Source organism: Bartonella sp. TT29SHDZB, assembly GCF_042193395.1.
Classification (GTDB): domain Bacteria; phylum Pseudomonadota; class Alphaproteobacteria; order Rhizobiales; family Rhizobiaceae; genus Bartonella.
On sequence record NZ_JBHILQ010000001.1, the window covers coordinates 72,330 to 96,022 of the forward strand.

19 protein-coding genes are annotated in these 23,693 nt (G+C 38.8%); 6 read left to right on the plus strand and 13 right to left on the minus strand.

The features are described from left to right. Positions 1-1,432 precede the first annotated feature (1,432 nt). The 3 genes from ACFIJJ_RS00305 to ACFIJJ_RS00315 form a co-directional block, all read right to left on the minus strand. Positions 1,433-2,182: a murein L,D-transpeptidase family protein gene (locus tag ACFIJJ_RS00305; protein WP_273790140.1), complete on the minus strand. Its 750-nt coding sequence runs from the start codon at positions 2,180-2,182 to the stop codon at positions 1,433-1,435. A 39-nt stretch (positions 2,183-2,221) separates the two neighbouring features. After that, on the minus strand, positions 2,222-3,178 hold the full coding sequence (locus ACFIJJ_RS00310) for an acetyl-CoA carboxylase carboxyltransferase subunit alpha (RefSeq protein WP_375622137.1): 957 nt from the start codon (positions 3,176-3,178) through the stop codon (positions 2,222-2,224). Between the two features lie 78 nt (positions 3,179-3,256). Continuing rightward, positions 3,257-4,195 carry a site-specific tyrosine recombinase XerD gene (locus ACFIJJ_RS00315; RefSeq protein WP_375622086.1) on the minus strand — a complete coding sequence of 313 codons (939 nt, stop codon included), beginning with the start codon at positions 4,193-4,195 and terminating at the stop codon, positions 3,257-3,259. A gap of 260 nt (positions 4,196-4,455) precedes the next feature. Here ACFIJJ_RS00315 and ACFIJJ_RS00320 point away from each other — a divergent pair, with 260 nt between their 5' ends. The 4 genes from ACFIJJ_RS00320 (at position 4,456) to ACFIJJ_RS00335 (ending at position 7,417) form a co-directional block, all read left to right on the plus strand. Further along, positions 4,456-5,088 carry a shikimate kinase gene (locus tag ACFIJJ_RS00320; protein WP_375622136.1) on the plus strand — a complete coding sequence of 211 codons (633 nt, stop codon included), beginning with the start codon at positions 4,456-4,458 and terminating at the stop codon, positions 5,086-5,088. After that, positions 5,063-6,196: a 3-dehydroquinate synthase gene (aroB, locus tag ACFIJJ_RS00325; protein WP_375645613.1), complete on the plus strand. Its 1,134-nt coding sequence runs from the start codon at positions 5,063-5,065 to the stop codon at positions 6,194-6,196. The genes ACFIJJ_RS00320 and aroB overlap by 26 nt, the downstream gene beginning before the upstream one ends. 415 nt (positions 6,197-6,611) lie before the next feature. Beyond that, the gene (locus ACFIJJ_RS00330; protein WP_375645615.1) at positions 6,612-7,007 is read left to right on the plus strand and encodes an MliC family protein; all 396 of its coding nucleotides are present in this window, start codon (positions 6,612-6,614) and stop codon (positions 7,005-7,007) included. 17 nt (positions 7,008-7,024) lie between these two features. Further along, entirely contained in the window at positions 7,025-7,417 is a 393-nt protein-coding gene (locus ACFIJJ_RS00335) for an MliC family protein (RefSeq protein WP_375622083.1), read from the plus strand. A 16-nt stretch (positions 7,418-7,433) separates the two neighbouring features. Here the strand turns inward: ACFIJJ_RS00335 and mnhG are convergent, their stop codons facing one another. The 7 genes from mnhG to ACFIJJ_RS00370 form a co-directional block, all read right to left on the minus strand. Then, positions 7,434-7,844 (minus strand): monovalent cation/H(+) antiporter subunit G, encoded by a 411-nt coding sequence (gene mnhG, locus ACFIJJ_RS00340; RefSeq protein ID WP_375645616.1) that lies wholly within the window; start codon positions 7,842-7,844, stop codon positions 7,434-7,436. Then, positions 7,841-8,122 carry a K+/H+ antiporter subunit F gene (locus ACFIJJ_RS00345; RefSeq protein WP_375622081.1) on the minus strand — a complete coding sequence of 94 codons (282 nt, stop codon included), beginning with the start codon at positions 8,120-8,122 and terminating at the stop codon, positions 7,841-7,843. Before ACFIJJ_RS00345 ends, mnhG begins: the two co-directional genes overlap by 4 nt. Next, entirely contained in the window at positions 8,119-8,604 is a 486-nt protein-coding gene (locus tag ACFIJJ_RS00350) for a Na+/H+ antiporter subunit E (protein WP_375612748.1), read from the minus strand. The genes ACFIJJ_RS00345 and ACFIJJ_RS00350 overlap by 4 nt, the downstream gene beginning before the upstream one ends. Then, positions 8,601-10,223, minus strand: coding sequence for a monovalent cation/H+ antiporter subunit D (locus ACFIJJ_RS00355; RefSeq protein ID WP_375645617.1), 1,623 nt, complete (start codon positions 10,221-10,223; stop codon positions 8,601-8,603). Before ACFIJJ_RS00355 ends, ACFIJJ_RS00350 begins: the two co-directional genes overlap by 4 nt. Continuing rightward, positions 10,223-10,564 carry a Na+/H+ antiporter subunit C gene (locus tag ACFIJJ_RS00360; protein WP_375645618.1) on the minus strand — a complete coding sequence of 114 codons (342 nt, stop codon included), beginning with the start codon at positions 10,562-10,564 and terminating at the stop codon, positions 10,223-10,225. Before ACFIJJ_RS00360 ends, ACFIJJ_RS00355 begins: the two co-directional genes overlap by 1 nt. Then, the gene (locus ACFIJJ_RS00365) at positions 10,564-13,485 is read right to left on the minus strand and encodes a monovalent cation/H+ antiporter subunit A (protein ID WP_375645620.1); all 2,922 of its coding nucleotides are present in this window, start codon (positions 13,483-13,485) and stop codon (positions 10,564-10,566) included. The genes ACFIJJ_RS00360 and ACFIJJ_RS00365 overlap by 1 nt, the downstream gene beginning before the upstream one ends. Positions 13,486-13,714: 229 nt before the next feature. After that, positions 13,715-14,212: a BA14K family protein gene (locus ACFIJJ_RS00370; protein ID WP_375645621.1), complete on the minus strand. Its 498-nt coding sequence runs from the start codon at positions 14,210-14,212 to the stop codon at positions 13,715-13,717. Between the two features lie 167 nt (positions 14,213-14,379). On the opposite strand from ACFIJJ_RS00370, the gene ACFIJJ_RS00375 reads away from it, so the two are divergent. Together ACFIJJ_RS00375 and ACFIJJ_RS00380 are read left to right on the plus strand one after the other, a co-directional pair. After that, positions 14,380-15,477, plus strand: coding sequence for a carboxynorspermidine decarboxylase (locus ACFIJJ_RS00375; protein ID WP_375645700.1), 1,098 nt, complete (start codon positions 14,380-14,382; stop codon positions 15,475-15,477). Positions 15,478-15,530: 53 nt separating this feature from the next. After that, a complete protein-coding gene (locus tag ACFIJJ_RS00380; RefSeq protein WP_375645622.1) occupies positions 15,531-16,769 on the plus strand; it encodes a saccharopine dehydrogenase NADP-binding domain-containing protein in 1,239 nt (412 codons plus the stop codon). A 1,143-nt stretch (positions 16,770-17,912) separates the two neighbouring features. On the opposite strand, the gene lpdA is transcribed toward ACFIJJ_RS00380, so the two are convergent. Genes lpdA through ACFIJJ_RS00395 form a run of 3 tightly spaced genes read right to left on the minus strand, consistent with a single transcriptional unit; the run spans position 17,913 to position 23,594 of the window. Beyond that, the gene (gene lpdA, locus ACFIJJ_RS00385) at positions 17,913-19,319 is read right to left on the minus strand and encodes a dihydrolipoyl dehydrogenase (protein WP_375645624.1); all 1,407 of its coding nucleotides are present in this window, start codon (positions 19,317-19,319) and stop codon (positions 17,913-17,915) included. Between the two features lie 31 nt (positions 19,320-19,350). Further along, entirely contained in the window at positions 19,351-20,562 is a 1,212-nt protein-coding gene (gene odhB / locus ACFIJJ_RS00390; RefSeq protein WP_375645625.1) for a 2-oxoglutarate dehydrogenase complex dihydrolipoyllysine-residue succinyltransferase, read from the minus strand. Positions 20,563-20,594: 32 nt separating this feature from the next. Further along, positions 20,595-23,594, minus strand: coding sequence for a 2-oxoglutarate dehydrogenase E1 component (locus tag ACFIJJ_RS00395; RefSeq protein ID WP_375622074.1), 3,000 nt, complete (start codon positions 23,592-23,594; stop codon positions 20,595-20,597). Between the last annotated feature and the right edge of the window lie 99 nt (positions 23,595-23,693).

Here is a 23,693-nt window from a genome sequence, read left to right on the forward strand (position 1 = left end):
AGCATTTTAGTCTTTCTTGTACAATTTTACCCACGCGGCTATCCCTGCTTGTAACGTGCAAGCAAATGGTTTTAATTGATTCAACATGGAACAACTTTGAAATGAGAAAATCTTACGGTATTCAGGGTTCTAATTCAAATGGAATAATAAATTATCTTTATAATCAATATGTTATAAATTTATAAAAAACTTTCATAAATATTTCTATTCAAGTTTATTAACATAATGGAATAAAAAATAAGAAAATACACATTTTTAACAATGCTTTCTGCACAATAATGCCTCTCATAAAATTATTCGTACCTTTTCACTGAGCGGCAAAATCCCCATAGACTACCACAATTGAAACTTTTTAGCTCTCTTACAAAATCACATGCCGGAAAATGACTATCTATTAAAACACTCCAGCGCTAACATATTACCCTTATCTGTAAAATCGTCGCCCTCACATAAAATAGAATACCATTGTATCACGAATTCACGCACTCGTTTAAAAACACCGTCTCTCAATACGCATTATTCCTATTTCAAGACGCTACCCATAAATAATATAATACAAAATTCTCCATGAAATGTATAAGGCCCATTCTCCATCTTTACTCTATAAATATGTAAACTGATCGCCTCATACTTTTGCCAGTTAAAAATGTTTTGAAAAAACTTGGCACTTTAGAGTACTCATGAGAACTATCTGTACTCCTTTCTTTAAGAGTTTTATTCACATGCCAATCCAATTTTATGGCGTGCAAAAAGTGGTTTCGATTGATTCACCATAAACAAATTTTAAGATAAAAGGATCTTATGATATTTAGTCCCTAATTCAAACTGAAAAATTATAAACTATCATTATAAATCAAATTGTTATGATAAAAATTTTTAATATCCATCAATCTGTAAACAGATTGTTTTCTCTCTAAATGCGCTTCATCTGCAAACCACTTCATGTGATTCATTTCACAGACAGATTGGCCAAATTCTTGGTTCTAAAATATTCTGCTCAACTCTATATTTATTCAAGCTAATTGAAATCAAAATCCCTGTTAAGAAAAAAACCAAAATCAGACAGAGGCAATATCGCATTTTAAAATATGTGAATGTATCTTATATAACAGCACGACAAGACAATATTTTACAGCATAAAAGAATAAAACTCTTTGAAAGAAATAAAAAGAGAGGCACATTCCATGTTAACTTACTCTTCACTAAAAACGAAGATTGATACCAATACCGATGTGCAAACAATCCAACTTCTTTGAGAAAATTCCTCTTGGCTTCCCACTTCATCTGATTTACTTACATAAGGCTCTATGAAAAAACTCTGCGCTTTAAAATATTGACTACTCACTTAAACACCTTATGTGAAAAGTTTTTGCATATCCTGTATCGCCATTATTAAGTGATAGTGTTACAGTGCAATAGAATACAATAACACTCACGGCATTCGAGAAACTGAAGTTTTATCAATATCGCGATTAAAAACGTAACGTTTTCCATAAACCTCAACAGTTGGAGGTTGACGATTTTTTTCAAAAAAATCATAACCTTTCTTAAGCATAACCCAGAATTGATAATGAGGATCCTTGCTATGACGTGACATATTATCCTCGGTCATGCGGAAAGGAAAAGCCTGTAACTGAAACTCTCTTTGTCCTCCTTTAAAAGCATCCCGTGCAAACGCATAAATCTGAGCCATGTTCTTATCACTCATAGAATAACAACCTGCGGAAAAGCAAGAACCATGCACCATAAGATTGCTTCCTGTGCGACCATTTTCTTGATCATAAAGGTTAGGAAATCCTATATTAAAAGAAAGATAATATTTTGAATAAGGATTCATTTGGTTTGCGCTAATCGTATAAAAACCCTCTGGTGTCTGAAGATCCCCTTCTTTATATTTAGGTCCAAGCTTACCAGACCATTTGCAAATGCCATAGCGAGCAACCAAGATAAAAGGTCCTGAACGAGATTGTTTCCAAACTTCAGCAAGATTTTCTTCCTTGAAAAATCGCATTACAATTGGTGCATAAGGATCAATATCGTACAAAGCCATTCTATTCTGGATTTCTTGCGGCAACGGCTGCTCAACCTTAGCACGAATAGAAGCTGGTAATCTTCCTTCACATGCCGTCAATATTCCCATTACAAACAACATGCACACAGCAAGGAATCTGCTAAATGTCATCGAATAAAACTCCAATCCAACACCCCTCACAAAAATAACCTATGTTAGAGATCGACCAATTTGAAGATATTTTTCCCTTCGCTCTTGTTTAAGGGCTTCCCCATCTTTTCCAGCCATAGCTTTTAAAGCCTCTGAAATAACATCACCCGTTGCATCAATGGCAATCTCTTTGCCACGATGTGCTCCCCCTAAAGGTTCCGAAATAATGCCATCAATAATCTTTAAGCGATACAAATCTTGAGCGGTAATACGCATATTCATTGCAGCATCTTTCGCACGAGCTGGATCACGCCATAAGATAGAAGCTGCTCCTTCTGGTGAAATAACAGAGTAAATTGCGTGCTCCAACATATAAACTTTGTTGGCAGCCGCGATTGCTATCGCCCCTCCAGAACCGCCTTCTCCAATAACAACAGAAACGACAGGAACTTTCAAACGCAAAGTTGTAGCTGTTGATTGGGCAATTGCTTCTGCCTGCCCCCGTTCTTCAGCACTTACCCCAGGATAAGCGCCTGCCGTATCAACAAAAGTGAGAAGTGGCAAACCAAAACGATCAGCCATTTCCATAATACGTACAGCTTTACGATAGCCTTCTGGACGTGCAGAACCAAAATTATAGCGCAAACGTGTTTGCGTGTCATAACCTTTCTCTTGACCGATATAAGCAACAGCCTCACCTTTAAAGCGTGCAAACCCCGCTTGAATAGCTTCATCTTCAGCAAACTTACGATCTCCGGCCAAAGGCGTAACGTCACTCAATAAGCGTTTAGAATAGTCCATAAAATGGGGACGATCCGGATGACGAGCGACTTGTGTTTTTTGCCACGGCGATAATTTTTTATAAATATCGCGCAACGCTGTTTGGGAACGCGTTTCAAGACGAGCAATCTCATCGCTCATATCAAAACTGCCTTTTTCCTGAGAAATTTTTTTTAATTCAAGAATTTTCCCGTCAAGATCAGCAACTGGTTTTTCAAAATCAAGATAATTATACATTTGTGTCAACTCATTCAGTGTCACTTATACACTTATAATTTGCTTTATAAAGTCTTTTTCAAAAACATCACCTTTTCTTTAACGAGCCTTTTGCTCATCGGCAAGTGGGTGATGCTCATTGACTAAACGATAAAGTCCCTCTTCCAACACATGGGTATAAATTTGAGTGGTAGCAATATCAGAATGACCTAACAAATGTTGAACAGCACGCAAATCAGCACCATTTTGCAAAAGATGACTAGCAAAAGCATGACGCAACACATGGGGAGAAAAGCTATCACTTTCTATTCCTGCTCTTCTAGCGAGATTTTTCAACTCCCGCGCAACGACTTGACGAGCAATATATCCTGTCTCGGAATGCGCAGGAAAAAGATAAGAACTCGTAGCATCCTTTCCCTGATCACGCAAGTTTAACCACTGTGAAAGAACTTGGCATGCTTTTTTTGATAACAGCACCATTCGTTCTTTTTTGCCCTTACCACGAACCAAAACGCTGTACTCCTTCCTTCGAACAGACTGAACCGGCAGACTCACCAATTCACTGATGCGTAACCCCGTTGCATACAGCATTTCAATCAATAGCTGAAGACGCAGTGCACGGAAATACCCTTTGGACCCATAGTCTGCTTGATTGACTTCTAACTCCGCAAAATCAAGCAATTTTATCACTGCATCTTCACTCATGATTTTTGGCAAAGGACGCCCCTGACGAGGTGCGTCAATATCATGAGAGGGATCATCTGCTCTCAACCCTTCAGCATAAAGAAATTGATAAAACTGACGCAAAGTCGATAAACGGCGCGCTTGCGATGATGCCGCAAAACCAAAAGTATGCATAAGTGACAAAAGAGTAATTAAGTCTTCTTTTTGTGCTGAAAAAAGCGAGACAGAGTGTGAAGATAATTCGTCTTGTGCCCACTGTAAATCATGCTGATAAGCCGCAAGCGTATGAGGTGAAGCTCCTCTCTCCGCACTCATCATCTCAAGAAAATGATCTATCACAGCACCACTTTTCATTTCATTGATTCGCTTCCGTAGAAAGATTCCATGAATCCAAGGGAACATCGATGTACATATCCACAGTTACTGGTTCAACCCAAACTACAAGAGCACCCATTATAATAAAAAGGACAGAAAGCAAAATGAAAAGAATCATCAAAAATCTGGTCAATGTTGGCATAAGACAATAACCTATCCAAAAATATTCTATCTCGTATTATGCCTTACAAAGATTAACAGGAATTGACTTTAAGATGGATAAATGCCGAAATAAAGTTATGAAAAGCAATCGACCAAAACGCGTCCCCATAACACAAATAAAGAATCAGCTCTTATCGTCCCTTGATAAAAGAGCACTTGTCCTTGTTGGTCTTATGGGGGCAGGCAAATCAGTGATCGGAAAACGCGTCGCCACCATGCTCCGTTTACCTTTTTATGATTCTGACCAAGAAATTGAAAAAGCTGCACAAATGACAATCACGGAACTCTTTGAAATTTATGGTGAATCCGAATTTCGTTCTCTTGAACAGCGTGTTATTCTAAACCTCATGAAAAAAAGGCCCCTTGTTTTAGCAACAGGTGGTGGTGCCTACATAAATGAAAATATCCGAAAAGCCATTCACAAAAATGGTATATCCATATGGCTAAAAGTCGATCTTGATATCCTCATGCAACGTGTCTCAAAGCACCCAACACGTCCCCTGCTTCAAACAGCCAATCCTAAAGAAACCATGCAAAAACTCATGGAACAGCGTTATCCTATCTATGCAAAGGCAAACTTAACAATTAACAGTCATAAAGAAAGCCGTCATACCGTAGCACAAAATGTTATACGATCCGTACAGCACTACCTATACACAGAAATTAACAATAGGGATAACCAGCATGCAAACCAAAACCGTCACTGTTAAACTGGACAAACACTGTTACGATATCATCATTGGTCCGGGTCTTATTACACAAGCTGCTTCACAAATTAAACATGCTCTTAACAAAAAAGATCCTCATCAAACGCGCTTGGCACTTGTTACAGATACAAATGTTGCTTCCCTTCATTTGGAGATATTGCAAGCAGAATTAACAAAAAATAAAATTCATACTGTCCCTATTATTGTAGAAGCAGGAGAACAATCAAAATCATTTTCAACCCTGCAAGTTGTCATCGATCAAATTCTTGCTGCGCGTTTAGAAAGAGGCGACTGTGTTATTGCTTTTGGCGGTGGTGTCATTGGTGATCTAGCAGGATTTGCGGCAAGTATAATCCGCCGTGGCATGAACTTCATTCAAATGCCCACAACGCTTCTTGCACAAATTGATTCTTCTGTTGGTGGAAAAACGGGAATCAATAGCCAATATGGCAAAAATCTTATTGGTGCCTTTTATCAACCACAATGCGTTATTGCTGACACGTGTCTTCTTGATACCCTGCCACCGCGCGAATTTCGCGCTGGCTACGCAGAAATAGTAAAATACGGTCTCATTAACCAACCTGACTTTTTTGAGTGGCTTGAAAAAAATGGGCAAAAAATTTTCTCTAATGGCCCAATACGAACAGAAGCCATTGTTCGCTCATGCCAATTTAAAGCTGCCATTGTAGCACGTGACGAACATGAGAAAGGAGAGCGCGCACTCTTAAATCTCGGCCATACATTTGGACACATGCTTGAAACAGCAACCGCTTATGACTCCAACCGTTTAATCCATGGCGAAAGTGTAGCAATTGGGATGATTCTAGCTCATCAATTCTCTGCTCAATTAAATTTAATAAGCCCCACGCTTACACAACGCATTGAAGCGCACCTTAAAGCAATAGGATTACCTACACAATTAAAGGATATCCCAGGGTGTCTACCAGATGCTGAAACTTTAATGACTCTCATTGCCCAAGATAAAAAAGTTTCGCAAAACAATTTGACTTTCATCTTAACACGCGGACTTGGCCAATCATTTATTGCAAAAAATGTTTCACCAGATGCAGTTTTATCCTTTTTGGAACAAAAATTAACAGAAATTCGTTAATTCATATTGAATATAATTGATTCGTTTTTATACTTCTATTAAAGATTAACATGATGATGTCTGCGTAGCTCAGTAGGATAGAGCACAGGATTCCTAAAGAAATTGGGCACTTTGAGAAGAAATCCTCAAAGTGAATCTGCTCAAATTCGGGGAAAGCTTCATGGGCGACTATATGCCAATCCCGAGCCAAGTCTCTCTTCAAATGAGAGAAAGGTGTAGAGACTGAACGGGCAGCACCTAAAGAGCAAAAGCTTCAAGGTGAAGAGACAGTCCAGACCACAAACAGCCGATAAGGCTGGCGGTGAAAATCGAAGTGGTATGAATCCTGGGGTCGCAGGTTCGAATCCTGCCGTAGACACCATCGTATCAGTCAAATTATTCTTTGTGCACAATATTAGGAATATAGGGAAGCATCATGAAAAAAACTTTGCACATTTTAGGATTTTTCACCGCTTTAAGTTTATCACTCTTCAGCTCAAACAATAGCTTAGCTGGTTCTTTAATCATTGAAGTACCAGACAATCCAGAGCCCAAAACAGAGATCATTACCTATCAGTGTGAAACTGGAGCAGGTAAAGAGCGCGTTGAGGCAGTCTATCTTAATGCTGACAATATTTCGTTGGTTGATTTCAAATGGAATGGTGATCGTGTCATTGCTGCTAATGTCATCGCTGCGACAGGAGCAAAATTTGCAGGAGCTCAGTATATCTGGTGGGAGAAGAACAAAGAAGTCACGCTTTATGACTTGGCTAAGGATCCAGAAGAAAAAAAACCTATCCTCTGTAAAGATGAGTCAACATTATTATTTTAAATAACACGGGAAATATTATGAAAAAAATTTCTTTTACTAAACAATTTTTCATTACTTTAAGTGTGCTCCTCCTCGGTTCAATTAATGCATTAGCAAGTTCTTTAGTCATTGAAGTACCAGATGATCCAGAACCAACAACAGAGACCGTCTCCTATCAATGCGATATGGGAACAAGCAAAGAGTATGTTGAAGCAACTTATTATAATGCTGGCAATATTGCGCTTGTTGATTTAAAATGGAACGGTAAGCGCATCGTTGGTTCTAATGTAATTTCCGCTTCTGGAGGAAAATATGTGGGTGGACAATACATTTGGTGGATAACTAAAAATGAAGCCATATTTTACGATCTTATTAATGATCCAAAAGAAGAAAAGCCCATCCACTGTGTAGAAGAAAAAAGCACAGAATAAGGAAGATTCTTACATTTCAAGAACCGCGCTGGCTCCCATCTCTTGATGTTCCTTCTGACGTGGGTAGTTTTTCCTCCGTCTGGTGTAATAAAAGAGCCAGCGGTTTTTCTGATTGTTTTTCTGAATGATGCCGATAAGCTGCTGTATGTGAAAGCAACATAGAAGCTACCGGTGCTGTTAAAAACAAAAAAAACATCAGCAACACTTCATGAAAAACAAAATAATGGTCCACAAATATTGAATAAAGAAATGAAGAAATAAGAATACTACCAACGCCCCAACTCGTACAGACTGAAAGCATATGCAAACGCTTATAAAAATTAGAAAAACGCACCAAACCTATCGTTGCGATCAATGTCAATCCAGACCCTAATATTAAGAAAACTGTGATAGCAATAGCAACCACAAGCGATACATCATCTTTCATTCAATAATCTCCCCTCGCATGAGAAATTTCGCCAAAGCAATACTCGAGACAGAACCCAACAACCCAATAATGAGAGCTGCGACAAAATAAGTGGTTGTTCCTGAACGAATATCGAATGTAAGAAACAAAAGAATAGTGCTTATATAAAGGGCATCCAAACCCACAATCCGGTCCTGCGCCCGTGGACCACGAATCAACCGAAACAGCGCGAAAATCACCGCTAAACTTAAAAAAAACTGTGAAAAGAAAAGCCCCCAATAAAGAATCACCATACTCATAAAAAAATCTCCAAAAGCAATTGCTCATACCGTTGTTTGATCAACTGTTTGTAATCATATCCATTTTTTAAATTTAAGACATGAAGCAAAAGTTCACCCTTTTTACTATTATAGGCAACCCAAGCAGTTCCAGGGGTTGCTGAAAGGATGCATGCTAAAATAGCCAAAGCAGTGCGATTATGAAGCAGAAGAGGTACTACAATAAAACCAGATTTCTGCTCTCGAGACCTTTTTGTTAAAACAAACCAAGCCACCGAAACATTTGAGAATATAGAATCTATAAATACTCGAAAAACGAGACGAAAAACCGCACTCCAGCTTTTAATAACAACCTTCTCCGGCTCCAGAAGCCGTATCATCCAACCACAAAACAAAGCGGTTAAAATCCCTAAAAGCAATTGCCCTAAACTAAAACCATTTAAAATAAGCCACATAAGGACAATGACACCACTGAAAAAAGGGGAAGGACAAAAACGATTCATTTACTTATCTCCCTATTTTCGAGAGAAAAATCCGTTAAAACGCTCCCAATATAGTTTTGAGGTTCATACAAAGTCTTAGCAGTTTCAGACATATAATGACTAACAGGACTAGCTACAATTGTTATAAGAAAACACAAAGCAAGGAGAACGGCAATAGGCGCAAATTCTATCACTTGTACACGGGGAATACGCCCTTCAAGAGAAACCCAAAAAGTCCGGATACCCGTTCGTGTTAATGCAATCAAAGCCGCAAAACCAGAGAGGGTGACAAAAACTACAAAAAGCCAATCTTGGTAAACCGGAAGAGAAGCAGAAAAATCCTCTCTACTGTGGTTTAAAATTGCCATGAACATCATAAATTTAGCAACAAAACCAGAAAAAGGCGGCAATCCAATAATCAAAATGGCACAGATACCAAAACAAGCTCCAAGAATTGCCAAGGTTACCGGAAAATAGATGCCAACTTCATCTTCTTCCTCCTCTTCATCGTCACCATACACCTCCATTGTGACAGCAAGAACATTAGCAGCCACATCTTGACAGCGTTCAACCAACTCTACCAAAAGAAAAAAAGCTCCCAGTGCTAAAGTTGAAGAAACAATATAAAAAAGTGCGCCTGCTGTCAGTGCTGCATTGCCTATCCCTATCGCAGCCAACAATGTACCAGAAGAGACAAGGACACTATAAGCTGCCAAACGCACCAAAACCTGGCTCGCCAATACCCCAATAAAACCAACAATCATAGTGGCAAGCCCACCATAAAACAAAACCGTATGACCAAAATGGTTAAAGTATTCACTTTCAGGACCAAACCATAGCAACGTTAAACGTAAAATAATATAAATACCAACCTTGCTCAAAAGTGCAAAAGAAGCTCCAACGGGCGCTGCTGCTGCACTGTAAGTTGGCACCAACCAAAAATTAAGCGGCCACATACCCGCTTTAAGCAAAAAAGCAATACCTAAAAATGCAATACCTATTTCGAACAAAACAATATCTGTAGAAGATATATATTTTATTTTAACAGCCAAATCGGCCATATTAAGAGTACCAACGACTCCATAAATGAGCGCTATACCAACTAAAAAAAATAATGAAGCAACAAGATTAACCACGACATAATGCAACCCTGCGCGCACGCGTGTCTGACCAGAACCATGCAAAGCAAGCCCATAGGAAGCCGTTAACATAACTTCAAAAAACACAAATAAATTAAATAAATCGCCGGTCAAAAAAGCACCATTTATCCCCACCATAAAAAATTGCATCAGTGACTGAAAATGAGAACCCGCTTTGTACCAATGAGCCCGCGCAAAAACCAACACGCTAGTCAGCAACAAGCTGGAAAGTAAAAGCATCATAGCGCTTAAGCGATCAAGGACTAAAACAATTCCAAAAGAAGAAGGCCAGTTACCAAGTCGATAAACATCGCAAGCCGGTGCTATTTCAAGAGTACGTATAATCAATAAAATGGCAGTAACGACCAACATTCCCGCAGAAGAAAGACTGATGAATGATTTCAGTTTTGCACGACGTTCATCATAAAAAAGAAGAAGTGCTCCAGTGATTAACGGCAAAAGAATAGGCAAAATAAGGAGATGATGCACCCCTACTTCCATTACTGCACCTCACGTCCATCAACGTGATCAGAACCCGTTAAACCACGTGACACCAACAAGATAACTAAAAATAAAGCTGTTGTTGCAAAACCAATCACAATCGCAGTTAAAACCAAGGCTTGTGGGAGAGGATCGATATAATTATCTGGATTAATAACAGTGGTAGGATCAACAATTGGAGCAGCATTACTACGCAGTCTACTCATTGAAAATATAAAAAGATTAACCCCATAGGAGATCAAGGACAAACCAAGAATGACTTGAAAAGTACGTGGACGCAAAACAAGCCAAATACCTGATCCGATAAAAACACCGATACCCAAAGAAAGAACAATTTCCATTAATTTTCCTTCTCTTTTAAAATAGGTCTCTTACCGATTCGGTAACTCCGAATTGACTGGTGTGCAAGTGCAATTAAAATGAGAACAGTTGCTCCTAACACAAGAGAAAGCACACCAAAATCAAACAAAAAAGCAGATGCCATGGGAACTTTTCCAATTAACGGAAGATGAATATATCGAAAAAAGGATGTTAAAAAAGGATATCCAAAAAACCAAGAGCCCATCCCCGTTACGACTGACAACAATAAGCCAAAGCCTATCCAACGCAAAGGTAAAACTCTCAAATGCGTTTCCACCCACCGAATATCGCGTGCAAGATATTGTAAAATAAACCCTATTGCCAAAGTAATACCACCGACAAATCCACCTCCTGGCAGATCATGCCCTCGCATGAATAAATAAATAGCAAAAGCGATAATAATCGGAAAGAGCCAACCCATAATAACAGCAGGAACAGCTAAATAATTCAATACTGTATCTCCCACATTTCGATTAGGCTGTGCTATATCAAAGGCTTTCTGGATACGTTGTTGAAAAGGCGCATCAATACTCTCAGGCGCAGGACGAAAACGTCGTAAGAGGGCAAAAACAGTAAGGGAAACAACACCCAAAACCACAATTTCTCCCATGGTATCAAAACCACGGAAATCAACCAATAACACATTCACAACATTGCGACCACCAGCATCTGAGTAAGCATGTGTTAGAAAAAAATCAGAAATCGTTGTGCCTTGAGGACGTGTCATCACTGCAAAAGAAAGCCATGCTACACCAGCACCTCCTACAAGGGATATGATGAAATCACGGAAACGACGCAAGCGAACCCAAAAATGAACAGCAGCTGGCCCAGGGTCATGCAAACGTTTAGGCAACCACCGTAAACCAAGCAATAATAAAACGACTGTAACAACCTCAACAACCAATTGTGTTATTGCTAAATCAGGAGCAGAAAGCCATAAAAAGGTTGCACAAGTCATCAAACCAGCTCCCCCTAAAAGCATAAGTGAAGCAAGACGATGAAACTTTGCTCTCCAAGCAACTAAAAGCGCACATAATCCGCCAACCAGCCAAAGAGCGAGAAAAGGAATATCAAGTGGAAAAAGCGGTAATGTCCCCACTGGAATGAAACCATCGCACCAAAGTAAAAGACCAACAAAGGCAAAACAGACCCAAAAAATCCAATGCAATTGGATCTGCAAACGGCGTGTTGACAAAGCAGATTCCACCGCACGGGCCCATTTCCAAGAAATAATTACGAGAATGCGTTCAAAAATACGCGGTCCTTTTAAGTGACGGAAAAAAGGAGCCCCATCATCACAGGATAAAAAATAACGATGCCCAACAGCATAGAGCAATCCGCCCCCTAATAATGCAACAAAGCTCATCACTAATGGAGTGTTAAACCCATGCCAAACAGCCAAACTATAAGGAATTGTCATTGGTCCTAAAACAGACACGACCGCATTATCTAAAATAGGTCCTATTGTTAAATTAGGGAAAATACCAACCGCTAAACAAATAAACACCAAAAGCTCCATTGGTAAACGCATAAAATGCGGTGGTTCATGGGGAGTCTTGGGTAAATTGTCAGGCTTTGGTCCTAAAAAAACACCGTGAATAAAGCGTATAGAATAGGTCACACTAAACAGACTAGCTAGCGTTGCCACATAAGGCGCAATCCAATCGAGCCATGATTCCATATGCGTTTCAACAGCTTCAGCAAAAAACATCTCTTTCGATAAAAAACCATTCAACAAAGGAACCCCAGCCATCGCTGCACTCGCAACTAAAGCAAGAGTCGCTGTAATAGGCATAGAACGATAAAGCCCTGACAGTTTACGCATATCACGTGTTCCCGTCTCGTGATCAATAATGCCAGCAGCCATAAATAAAGAAGCTTTAAAAGTAGCATGATTGGCCATATGAAAGATCGCCGCAACACATGCAAGTGGACTACCAAGACTTAAAAGTGTTGTAATTAATCCAAGATGACTAATAGTCGAGTAAGCAAGCAGTCCTTTCAAGTCTTGCTGAAACATGGAAAAATAGGCACCTAGAAGAAGAGTTGAGAGACCTGAAAAGCCAACCAGCCAAAACCAAGATTCTGTTCCAGAAAGCACAGGCCATAAACGAACAAGCAAAAACAATCCCGCTTTTACCATTGTTGCCGAATGCAAATAAGCCGATACGGGAGTTGGAGCAGCCATCGCGTTAGGTAGCCAAAAATGAAAGGGAAATTGCGCGCTTTTTGTTAACCCTCCCAATAAAATACAAATAAGGATAGGACTATAAAGAGAACTTGACCGGATCATATCTCCAGACTGCAGCACCTTATCCAAATCAAAACTGCCAACAGTATACCCAATCAATAAAACTCCAATAAAAAGGGCAAAGCCGCCAAAACCTGTGATCGTTAGAGCCATACGCGCACCCTCACGCGCACTTGCATTATGGTACCAATAGCCGATTAACAAAAAAGAAAAAATACTGGTGAGTTCCCAGAAAACAACCAAAAAGACGAGATTACCTGATAAAACTATTCCTATCATTGATCCCATAAAGGCCAAAAAAAAGGAAAAAAAACGAGGTACAGAATCCGCTGGATCCATGTAATAACGTGAATAAATGACAACAAGCAGCCCAATCCCTGTAATGAGCAAGCAAAAAAGCCACGACAAACCATCTATACGAAGAATCAAATCGCTTCCCCATTCTGGAAGCCAAGAAATATCTAAACGCACTATGTGGTTTCCGCGAACTTCCGGATAAAGCATTATTGTAAAAATAAGACAGAAAAGCGCGACAATCCCAGCAAACCAGGCTTCATTATTTTTTGCTGTCGAACGAAAAAAGCCAATGACAGCACTTCCACCAAAGGGAAGCAAAACGAGCAATACCAACATTGCTTCCCGTGTTGTCATTCTTTAAACTCCATTTTGCCTTAATATTTTGTCATCGACAAAACAAAAACTTATATTCTCACCCCCCATTCCACACTTAATGATAATAAGATTTAATAAAACTTAAAAGCATTTAAAATTTTAAAAAAAACAATGCTGGCATGAAAATACTGCGCACCACACAAGTCTTCTCTTTATTGTAAGAACAATAACGCCCACGACAAGAAGCATTTAAAATTTTATTTAATTTCTATCCTTTAAAAAAGCGTGATAAACACTGTTTACGAGGTCCATGAAAAGGCTGGAAACTATTATCTTTTTTATTATAAGAGCGATAACGCGCGCGGCAAGATTCAATATGCTGGAAAAACATCCATGGCTCTTTTTTTTCCAATTTTTCTGAAGAAGAAGCTAAAAACTCTCTTTTGGTATCTGATACAACTTTTAATGATGCGCCTTTTGTGCTTAAGTGCGAAGATATAACAAATGCCGCTTCAGGATACCACCAGTTATCACTGTATTTACGATAACCACGCCGATAATGACGATAACCTTTGAAACCATTAAGTTCTCTACGCCCCGTAAAAATCAAAGGCACCGAACTATCTTGAACAGAAGTCTGCATAACCAGTTTTGCTTTAGCATCACTTCTATTTTGCCCCCAATTAACAAGAGTGGTTGTTATAATGAAAAAACTGCTAACAAATACAAAAGCTAAAGCATAAGATATTTTTTTTTTCATACTCATAACAAAAAACTCAACATAATAAACAATAGTAATTACAGAAAGCCTTTCTCTTGCTAGACAGAAAAAGATTCTTTTCTTAAGACTCTTTTTTCTTGAGACATTCTGTTACTCTTTGTACTAAACGTTGATCTTGGCAATAAGATCCTTCAAAAAAGAATGAATAAATGATGATAAAAACCCCCTATTATCTTATAGACAAATCGAAACTCATCAAAAACATGCAAACGATTTCTCGTTTACGGGAAATGTCCGGAGCTAAAATTTTACTTGCTTTGAAATGTTTTGCCACATGGAGTGTTTTTGATTTAATGTCTGAGTTCATGGATGGAACCACATCATCATCCCTTTATGAACTGCGTTTAGGAAGAGAAAAATTTGGCAAAGAAACCCATGCTTATTCAGTGGCTTGGGCAGATGATGAAATTGATGAAGCCTGTGGTTATGCAGATAAAATCATCTTTAATTCCATCCAACAGCTTCAACGCTTTTCTGATGCAACAAAAACCATTCAAAGAGGTTTAAGGTTAAATCCAGGAATCAGCGCATCAAATTTTGATCTTGCTAACCCCTCTCGCCCTTTTAGCCGCTTAGGAGAAACAAACCAAAGCGCTATCAAAGAAGTTCTGCCTCTTATCAACGGATTGATGATCCATAACAATTGTGAAAATGCTGACTTTAATCTTTTTAACCAAATGCTTGGGTATATGGAAGAAAAATTTGCAGAACTTTTTTCTGCTGTTGACTGGATAAGCCTTGGTGGCGGAATCCATTTTACGGCTGAGAATTATCCTCTAGAAGCTTTCGCAAAACGCTTAAAACAATTTTCTAAAACCCATGGTGTCACTCTTTTTCTAGAACCAGGAGAAGCTGCTATTACTAAAAGCACCACATTAGAAGTCAGTGTTCTTGACACATTGTATAATGAAAAGAATCTAGCCATCGTTGATAGCTCAATTGAAGCACATATGCTTGATCTTCTCATTTATCGTGAAAGTGCTAAATTAGAACCCAATCAAGGACCACACGAAATTATGATTTGTGGAAAATCTTGTCTTGCCGGCGATATTTTTGGAACATTTCAATTTCAAAAACCTCTTAAAATAGGCGATAGACTGTCTTTTCAGGATGCAGCAGGTTATACAATGGTCAAGAAAAACTGGTTTAATGGCGTTACAATGCCTGCTATTGTTCTCAAAGAGTGCGATGGTACATTAATACTTCAACGCCAATTCAGCTATAACGACTATCAGGAAAGCCTTTCATAAAGATCAACCATAAAAACGTCATACAACAGTATTAAAAAGGAGATGAACCTACAATGAAAAAAAATGTTCTCATTATTGGTGCTGGAGGTGTTGCACAAGTTGTTGCACACAAATGTGCTCAAAACAATGATATTTTTGGTGAAATTCATATTGCTTCACGAACACTCAAAAAATGTGAAGCCATCATTGCTTCTATTAAAGAAAAAAACACAATGAAAGAGCAAGGTGTTCTCAAAAGCCATTCGCTCAATGCCATGAATGTAGAAGAAACTATAAAGCTCATCCAAAAGACCAAATGTGAAATTGTCATTAATGTTGGTTCTGCCTTTCTTAATATGTCTGTTCTTTCAGCTTGTATTGAAACCAAATGCGCTTATATCGATACCGCAATTCATGAAGACCCATTGAAAATTTGTGAAACACCTCCTTGGTATAGCAATTATGAATGGCCTCGGCGTCAAGAATGTGAAAAAGCTGGTATAACCGCTATTTTAGGAGCAGGTTTTGACCCAGGTGTAGTGAATGCTTATGCGGCATTAGCGCGCGATGATTATTTTGATAAAATCACAGATATTGATATTATCGATATTAATGCCGGAAATCATGGACGTTGGTTTGCTACAAATTTTGATCCAGAAATTAACTTCCGTGAATTTACAGGACAAGTATGGTCATGGCAAAATAAAAAATGGACTTCCAATAAAATGTTTGAAATCAGCCATGAATGGGATCTTCCCGTTGTGGGAAAACAAAAAGCCTATATGACAGGACATGATGAAATTCATTCACTTTCCAAAAATCTTGATGTAGAGAATGTCCGTTTCTGGATGGGATTTAGTGATCGTTATATCACTGTTTTTACGGTTCTAAAAAATCTCGGACTCTTATCCGAACAACCAATTAAAACGGCAGAAGGTCAAGAAGTTGTGCCCTTGAAAGTCGTAAAGGCCGTCTTACCTGACCCTTCCTCTCTCGCCCCAGACTACACAGGAAAAACCTGTATCGGAGATCTTATTAAAGGCGAAAAAGATGGAAACTCGAGAGAAATTTTTATCTATAATATAGCCGATCACAAACAAGCTTTTCATGAAACTGGGGCACAAGGCATTTCCTATACAGCTGGCGTACCAGCAGCCGCAACAGCTCTTCTTATTGCCACAGGCGAATGGGATGTTAAAACTATGGTCAATGTAGAAGAATTACCACCCCACCCTTTCCTTAAATATCTTGATCATATGGGGCTTCCCACTTTTATAAGAGAACAACAAGAGGATAAAAAATTACAATTTTAATACCTATAGAAAGCATATGCTTGATTTTTTAAGTTATCACAAAACTGCCCAATGAAAACAAACTTAATATTCTCGTGTAATTATGGTTTTCAAAAAAAATTTAGCTATTCGTTATATTTTGGCAACATTACGATTTCTTAACAACCTTAAAGAAGAGACATATCATCTTTTTAAGACATAGCAAGCAATGATCAAGAAAAGCAGAGAAGAAAAAACTAATTTAATCACACTGTATGACTTGTCATTATCATCAAAAAGATAGTGTCATAAACAAAAGATATAAAAATGCCGCTCTTTTAAATAAGAGCGGTATTTTGTAGAATATTCAATCCCTCCCCTCTTCGTCTTAAATGACAAAGATCCTTAACCCACACCAATCATTAAACAATTCAATTTCTTTGGGTGAATTCCTCTTGGCTTCTCTCTTCATATAATTCACCATCATATACAACACATTGATTTATAACAATAAAATATCGTTTTCAACTTGATTCATAACGCTGAATACTGTAAGATTTTCTTATCACAAACTCTCTCACATTGAAGCAATTAAAATCTTTTGTCTGCACATCACAAACAAAGCGAGCGTGTGAGGTAAAATGATAAAAGAACAGAATAAAAATTTTCTTATGAAAACTCTCAAATAATAAAGAGCTTTAGCAATATTGAGAACTGAAAAAGTGTATTATCAATGTCAGCATGTACTTTTACTAAACATAAAGATGATGGTGCACAATAGGTCTTATAACAGTTTGAATGAATTTCATATATTTCAAGAGAACCTTTACAGCTATACCATTCACGAGCACTATTGCGAAGTAGATTTGGGCATTTTAAGAGATGTTTTCTTAACACAAAGCACGCAGATAGGCTCAGAATCCTATCTTAAATATTTTATAACAGTATAAAAACTACCCCATATATAAAACTTTACATAGACTAAACACCACTGCTCTAAACGATAGTGCACAACAGGATAATCAATCAAAACTGCACAACAGATATCTAAAAAAGTAATTATCGAAAAGCATACAACAAATGGAACATTCCAATACTATTGGTTATATTCCTTTTTTTGTTGCATGCTTCACTAATATTTTCTGCCCCCCCCGTGCCTTTTAAAATGTACTTTTTAAAAGCTTTTTAAATATGAAGTGGTTTAGCAAATGTTGCCAAAGCTGCCTCACGCACAGCTTCTGATAAGGTAGGATGTGCATGGCAACAACGTCCCAGATCTTCTGATGAACCACCAAATTCCATTAAAACTGCAATTTCATGGATCATTTCACCAGCACCAAATCCAAGAATATGTCCTCCTAATACCCTATCTGTTTTTTTATCAGAAAGGATTTTAACGAACCCATCACTCTTTTGCATTGCACGTGCACGACCATTGGCCATAAAAGGAAATTTGCCAACATTATATTCAATACCAGCAGTTTTTAGCTCTTCTTCTGTTCTTCCTACACTCGCAATTTCCGGCTGTGTATAAACAACACTAGGAATAACATCAAAATTAACATGCCCTTTTTGACCTGCCAAAATCTCTGCCACAGCAATGCCTTCTTCCTCTGCTTTATGTGCTAACATTGGCCCTTTTACGACATCACCAATTGCATAAATTCCTGGAACATTCGTCTGCCAATGGGCATCAATTGCAATAAATCCGCGTTCATCTAACTGAACACCAGCCTCTTGTAAGCCAAGCCCCTCTGTATAAGGAGAACGTCCAGTAGCAATAAGCACAACATCAGCCTCTAAAGTTTCAGCCTCACCACCTTTGACAGATTCAAAGCTCACCTGAGCAGTTGAGCCAGATTGTGTAACAGCTGTCACCTTTGCACCCGTTTTATATTCAATCCCCTGTTTTTCCATTAATTTCTGAAATTGCCGTGAAACTTCACCATCCATTGAGCCCAAAACTTTATTAAGATACTCAATAATGGTCACTTTAGCACCCAAACGGCTCCAAACTGATCCAAGTTCTGAACCAATGACACCAGCACCCACTACAATCATATGCGCTGGTACTTTTTCAAGTGAAAGAGCTCCCGTAGAAGAAACAATAGTCTTTTCATCAATTTCAACATTCACCCCTGGAATTCCTGAACTCTCTGAACCGGTAGCAATAATAATATTTTTTGTTTCAATTGTTTGTTTATTACCATCTCTGGCAACAACTTCCACATGACCCGCACTCAAAATTTTGGCTGTCCCCAAAAAAGTATCAACTTTATTTTTTTTCATCAAAAAAGAAACACCACTGGTATTGGCTGTCACCACAGCTTTCTTATGAACCATCATTTGTTCAAGATTAAGCTTAGATTTACCAATAGAAATACCAAGCGTTTCAAAACCATGCTGGGTTTCAGAAAACACTTCTGAAGCATGCAACAACGCTTTAGAAGGAATACAACCAACGTTGAGACATGTTCCTCCTAATGTTGTACGCTTTTCAATAATTGCTACTTTAAGTCCCAGTTGCGCCGCCTTTATTGCTGCTACATAACCACCTGGACCCGCTCCGATCACAGCCACATCATAAGACATCCGTTTCTCCTTTCATCCTGAAAACTGTATTTTACAAATCAAGAACAAGGCGTTCCGGATCTTCTAAGCTTTCCTTAACACGCACAAGGAAAGTTACAGCCTCTTGCCCATCCACAATACGGTGATCATAAGAAAGCGCTAAATACATCATGGGGCGGATCACAACTTGGCCCTCAACAACCATTGCTCGCTCTTTAATCGCGTGCATTCCCAAAATACCAGATTGTGGTGCATTCAAAATCGGTGTTGACATCAACGATCCATACACACCACCATTGGTAATGGTAAAAGTTCCACCTTGCATATCAGAAACGGCTAATTTTCCATCACGCGCAAGACGCCCCAAACGACCAATCTCTTTTTCAATCTCTGCCAATGACATTTGATCTGCATCTCGCACCACTGGAACAACAAGCCCTTTATCCGTTCCAACAGCAATTCCAACATTGACATAGTTTTTGTAAACAATATCTGTCCCATCAATCTCGGCATTAACAGCAGGAAGTTCTTTTAATGCATGACAAACAGCCTTGGTAAAAAAACCCATAAAACCAAGTTTAACACCATGTTTCTTTTCAAAAAGATCTTTATAACGCTTGCGCAAATCCATCACCGCTGACATATCAACCTCATTAAATGTGGTTAACATCGCTGCTACATTTTGTGCATCTTTAAGACGGCGAGCAATTGTTTGACGCAATTTCGTCATACGAACCCGCTCTTCACGTGTTTCTTGGACAGGAATTGCCGAAGAACTCGTCGCAGAAGAAGAGGGTGTAGGGGCATTTGTACTTTGTTTTAATCCACCAAGAACATCTTCTTTAAGAATTTGTCCACGTTTTCCAGAACCTGAAATATCGCTTTTTGCAACATTATTTTCAGCCATCAATTTTGCTGCTGAAGGAGAAGGAGGCATTGCACTGCTCAAAGCAGGCTTCTCCGATTCAGATGAAGCCGCTGGAACAAGCGTAGCAGAAGGTGAAAATGATTGGGAGACACCAGCTTCTCCAGCTTTCACCACTCCTAAAAGAGCATTTACTTCAACCGTATCGCCTTCTTTTGCAATGATTTCAGATAATTTCCCAGCAACAGGAGAAGGAACTTCAACGGTTACCTTATCAGTTTCTAATTCAACCAAAGGCTCATCCATAGCGACAGCTTCGCCAAGTTTTTTAAACCATTTGCCAACCGTTGCTTCGGTAACCGATTCGCCCAAAGTAGGAACACGAATTTCAGTAGTCATAATATTTTTCCATACATCAGAGTAGTAATAAATTAAGAACCTAACGCGTCTTTAAGAAACGCAGCCAGTTGTTCAAGGTGTTTCACCATTAACCCAGAGGCCGGTGACGCACTCGCAGGACGTCCTGCATAACGAGCACGTGAATATTGCGCATTAATATGCGTCAAAACCCATTCCAAATAAGGCTCAATAAATGACCAAGCCCCCATGTTTTTTGGTTCCTCTTGGCACCAAAAAACTTCCGCCTGCAAAAAGCGCGATAACACATTCACCAAAACTTTTGCAGGGAAAGGATAAAGCTGTTCAATACGAAGGAGATAAACATCATCAATACCCTTTTTTTCACGTTCTTCATAAAGGTCGTAATAAACCTTACCAGTACAAAGAACGACACGGCGAATTTTATTATCTTTTTGCAACTTAATGACAGAATCTTTGAGACATTCTGCATCATCAAGCAACACACGACAGAAATTTGTTTCTGGCCCCATTTCATTGAGAAGAGAAACCGCTCGCTTATGACGTAAAAGTGATTTCGGTGTCATCAAAATCAATGGCTTACGGAAATCACGCTTAATTTGTCGACGCAAAATATGAAAATAATTTGCAGGGGTTGTACAATTAGCAACCTGCATATTATCTTCCGCACAAAGTTGAAGAAACCGTTCTAAACGTGCAGAAGAATGCTCCGGCCCTTGCCCTTCAAAACCATGAGGCAATAAACACACAAGACCAGACATACGAAGCCACTTACGCTCTGCGGATGAAATAAATTGATCAAAAATGACCTGTGCACCATTAGAGAAATCACCAAATTGTGCTTCCCAAAGTGTTAACCCTCGTGGTTCAGCAAGAGAATATCCATATTCAAAACCAAGAACAGCTTCTTCAGAAAGCATAGAATTAACAACGTCATAAAGCGCTTGCCCTTTTTGTAAATGATTCAAAGGAATATAACGCGCTTCATTCTCTTGATCATAAAGAACTGAATGACGTTGTGAAAAAGTTCCACGTTCAACATCTTCACCTGAAAGACGAACCGGCGCTCCTTCCAAACAAAGTGAACCAAAAGCTAAAGCTTCAGCGGTTGCCCAATCAACCCCCTCACCGGTTTCAAAAATTTTAGCACGATTATTTAAAAAACGTTGAATGGTTTTGTGAACGTGAAAATCTGCTGGAATTTCGACAAGTTTCTGACCAATTTCCTTTAAAGTTTTTAATTCAACACCGGTTGTTCTAGAATGCTGCTCATCAGAACTACTAAAAGCTTTGAGTCCCGTCCAGCTCCCATCAAGCCAATCAGCCTTATTAGGTTTATAAGAAGCACTTGCTTCAAGTTCACCTTCAAGTTTATCGCGCCATAATTTTTTTTGTTGCTCAATCTCTTCCGAAGTAATCATTCCTTCTGCTACCAATTGATCACTATAGAGTTGAAGAGTTGTTTTATGATTACGAATTGCTTTATACATAAGCGGCTGTGTAAAGGAAGGTTCATCACCTTCATTATGTCCATAACGGCGATAACAAAACATATCAATAACCACCGGTTTATGGAAAATTTGACGAAACTCTGTTGCTATTTTGGCAACAAAAACAACAGCCTCAGGATCATCACCATTCACATGGAAAATTGGTGCATCAATCATTTTTGCAACATCTGATGGATAAGGCGAAGAACGTGAAAAATGTGGAGATGTTGTAAACCCAATCTGATTATTGATAATAACATGAAGTGAACCTGCAACACGATAACCTTTAAGACCTGAAAGACCAAAAGTTTCTTGGATAACACCTTGTCCTGCAAAAGCAGCATCACCATGAATAAGCAATGGCAACACTTTTGAACGCTCACTTAAAGGGAGTGAATCAGTATGCGTAGGTCTTACAAGTTGATCTTGTTTAGCACGTGCTTTCCCCATAACAACCGGATCAACAATCTCAAGATGAGATGGATTAGCCAACAGCGATAAGTGAACTTTTTTACCATCAAAGTTCAGATCAGCGGTAGTTCCCAAATGATATTTAACATCACCGGATCCCTCCACATCATCAGGCTTATAAGATCCCCCTTTGAATTCATGAAAAATAGCTCTATGCGGTTTGGCAAGAACTTGTGAAAGAACATTTAAACGACCACGATGTGCCATTCCTAAAATAACTTCTTGCACCCCTAAAGTACTACCACATTTAATAATTTGTTCAAGAGCAGGAATCAGCGCTTCACCACCATCGAGTCCAAAACGCTTCGTACCTTTATATTTAGTGTCTAAAAACTGTTCGAATCCTTCTGCCTGAATAAGCTTATTCAGGATAGCTTTCTTATCTTGTTGTGTGAAAGCCATTTTCTTATCTCGCCCCTCAATGCGTTCTTGAAGCCATGCTTTCTGAACCGGATCAGAAACATGCATATATTCCACACCGATTGTTGAACAATAGGTACGATTGAGAATCTCAAGCATTTGCGGAATAGTTGCATATTCCAACCCTAAAATATTATCAATAAAAATGGGACGCTCATAATCAGCTGGAGTAAAACCATAAGCTTCTGGAGAAAGTTCCTTATAATCCTCTAATTTTTCTGCCAATTTAAGAGGATCAAGCTGCGCATGGAGATGCCCCCGTGCTCGAAACGCACGAATCATCATAATTGCATGAACAGAATCACGTGTTGCACGAATAATATCTTGTTCACCGGAAATTCTTCCCTTTTGAGCAGCACCCGTTACTGCTTTTTCTTTTAATTTATCACCAAGATATTTTTCGAGAGAAGACCAATCACCATCAAGAGCAGAAACCAACTCGCCATCCGCCTTTAATGGCCAATGATCATGTTGCCATGTTGCTCCTTCAGCATTTTTGAGAACATCTTCTTTGTTATCATGAAGGCCTGCAAAAAAAGCACGCCACTGTGAATCAACACTGGTAGGATCTTTTTCATACTGGGCATAAAGTTGATCTATATAATCCGCATTCCCACCATAAAGAAATGACGTCTGTGCAAAAAGACTATTTATCTCGTCCTGCCTTGCCATATACCTCTCCGGAACATTTATTCCGTCTCCTCATATCTCTTTTCGACCTTTAAATGCTTACAAAGCAAGTGAGGGTTCGAACATTCAAAAAAGCTTTAC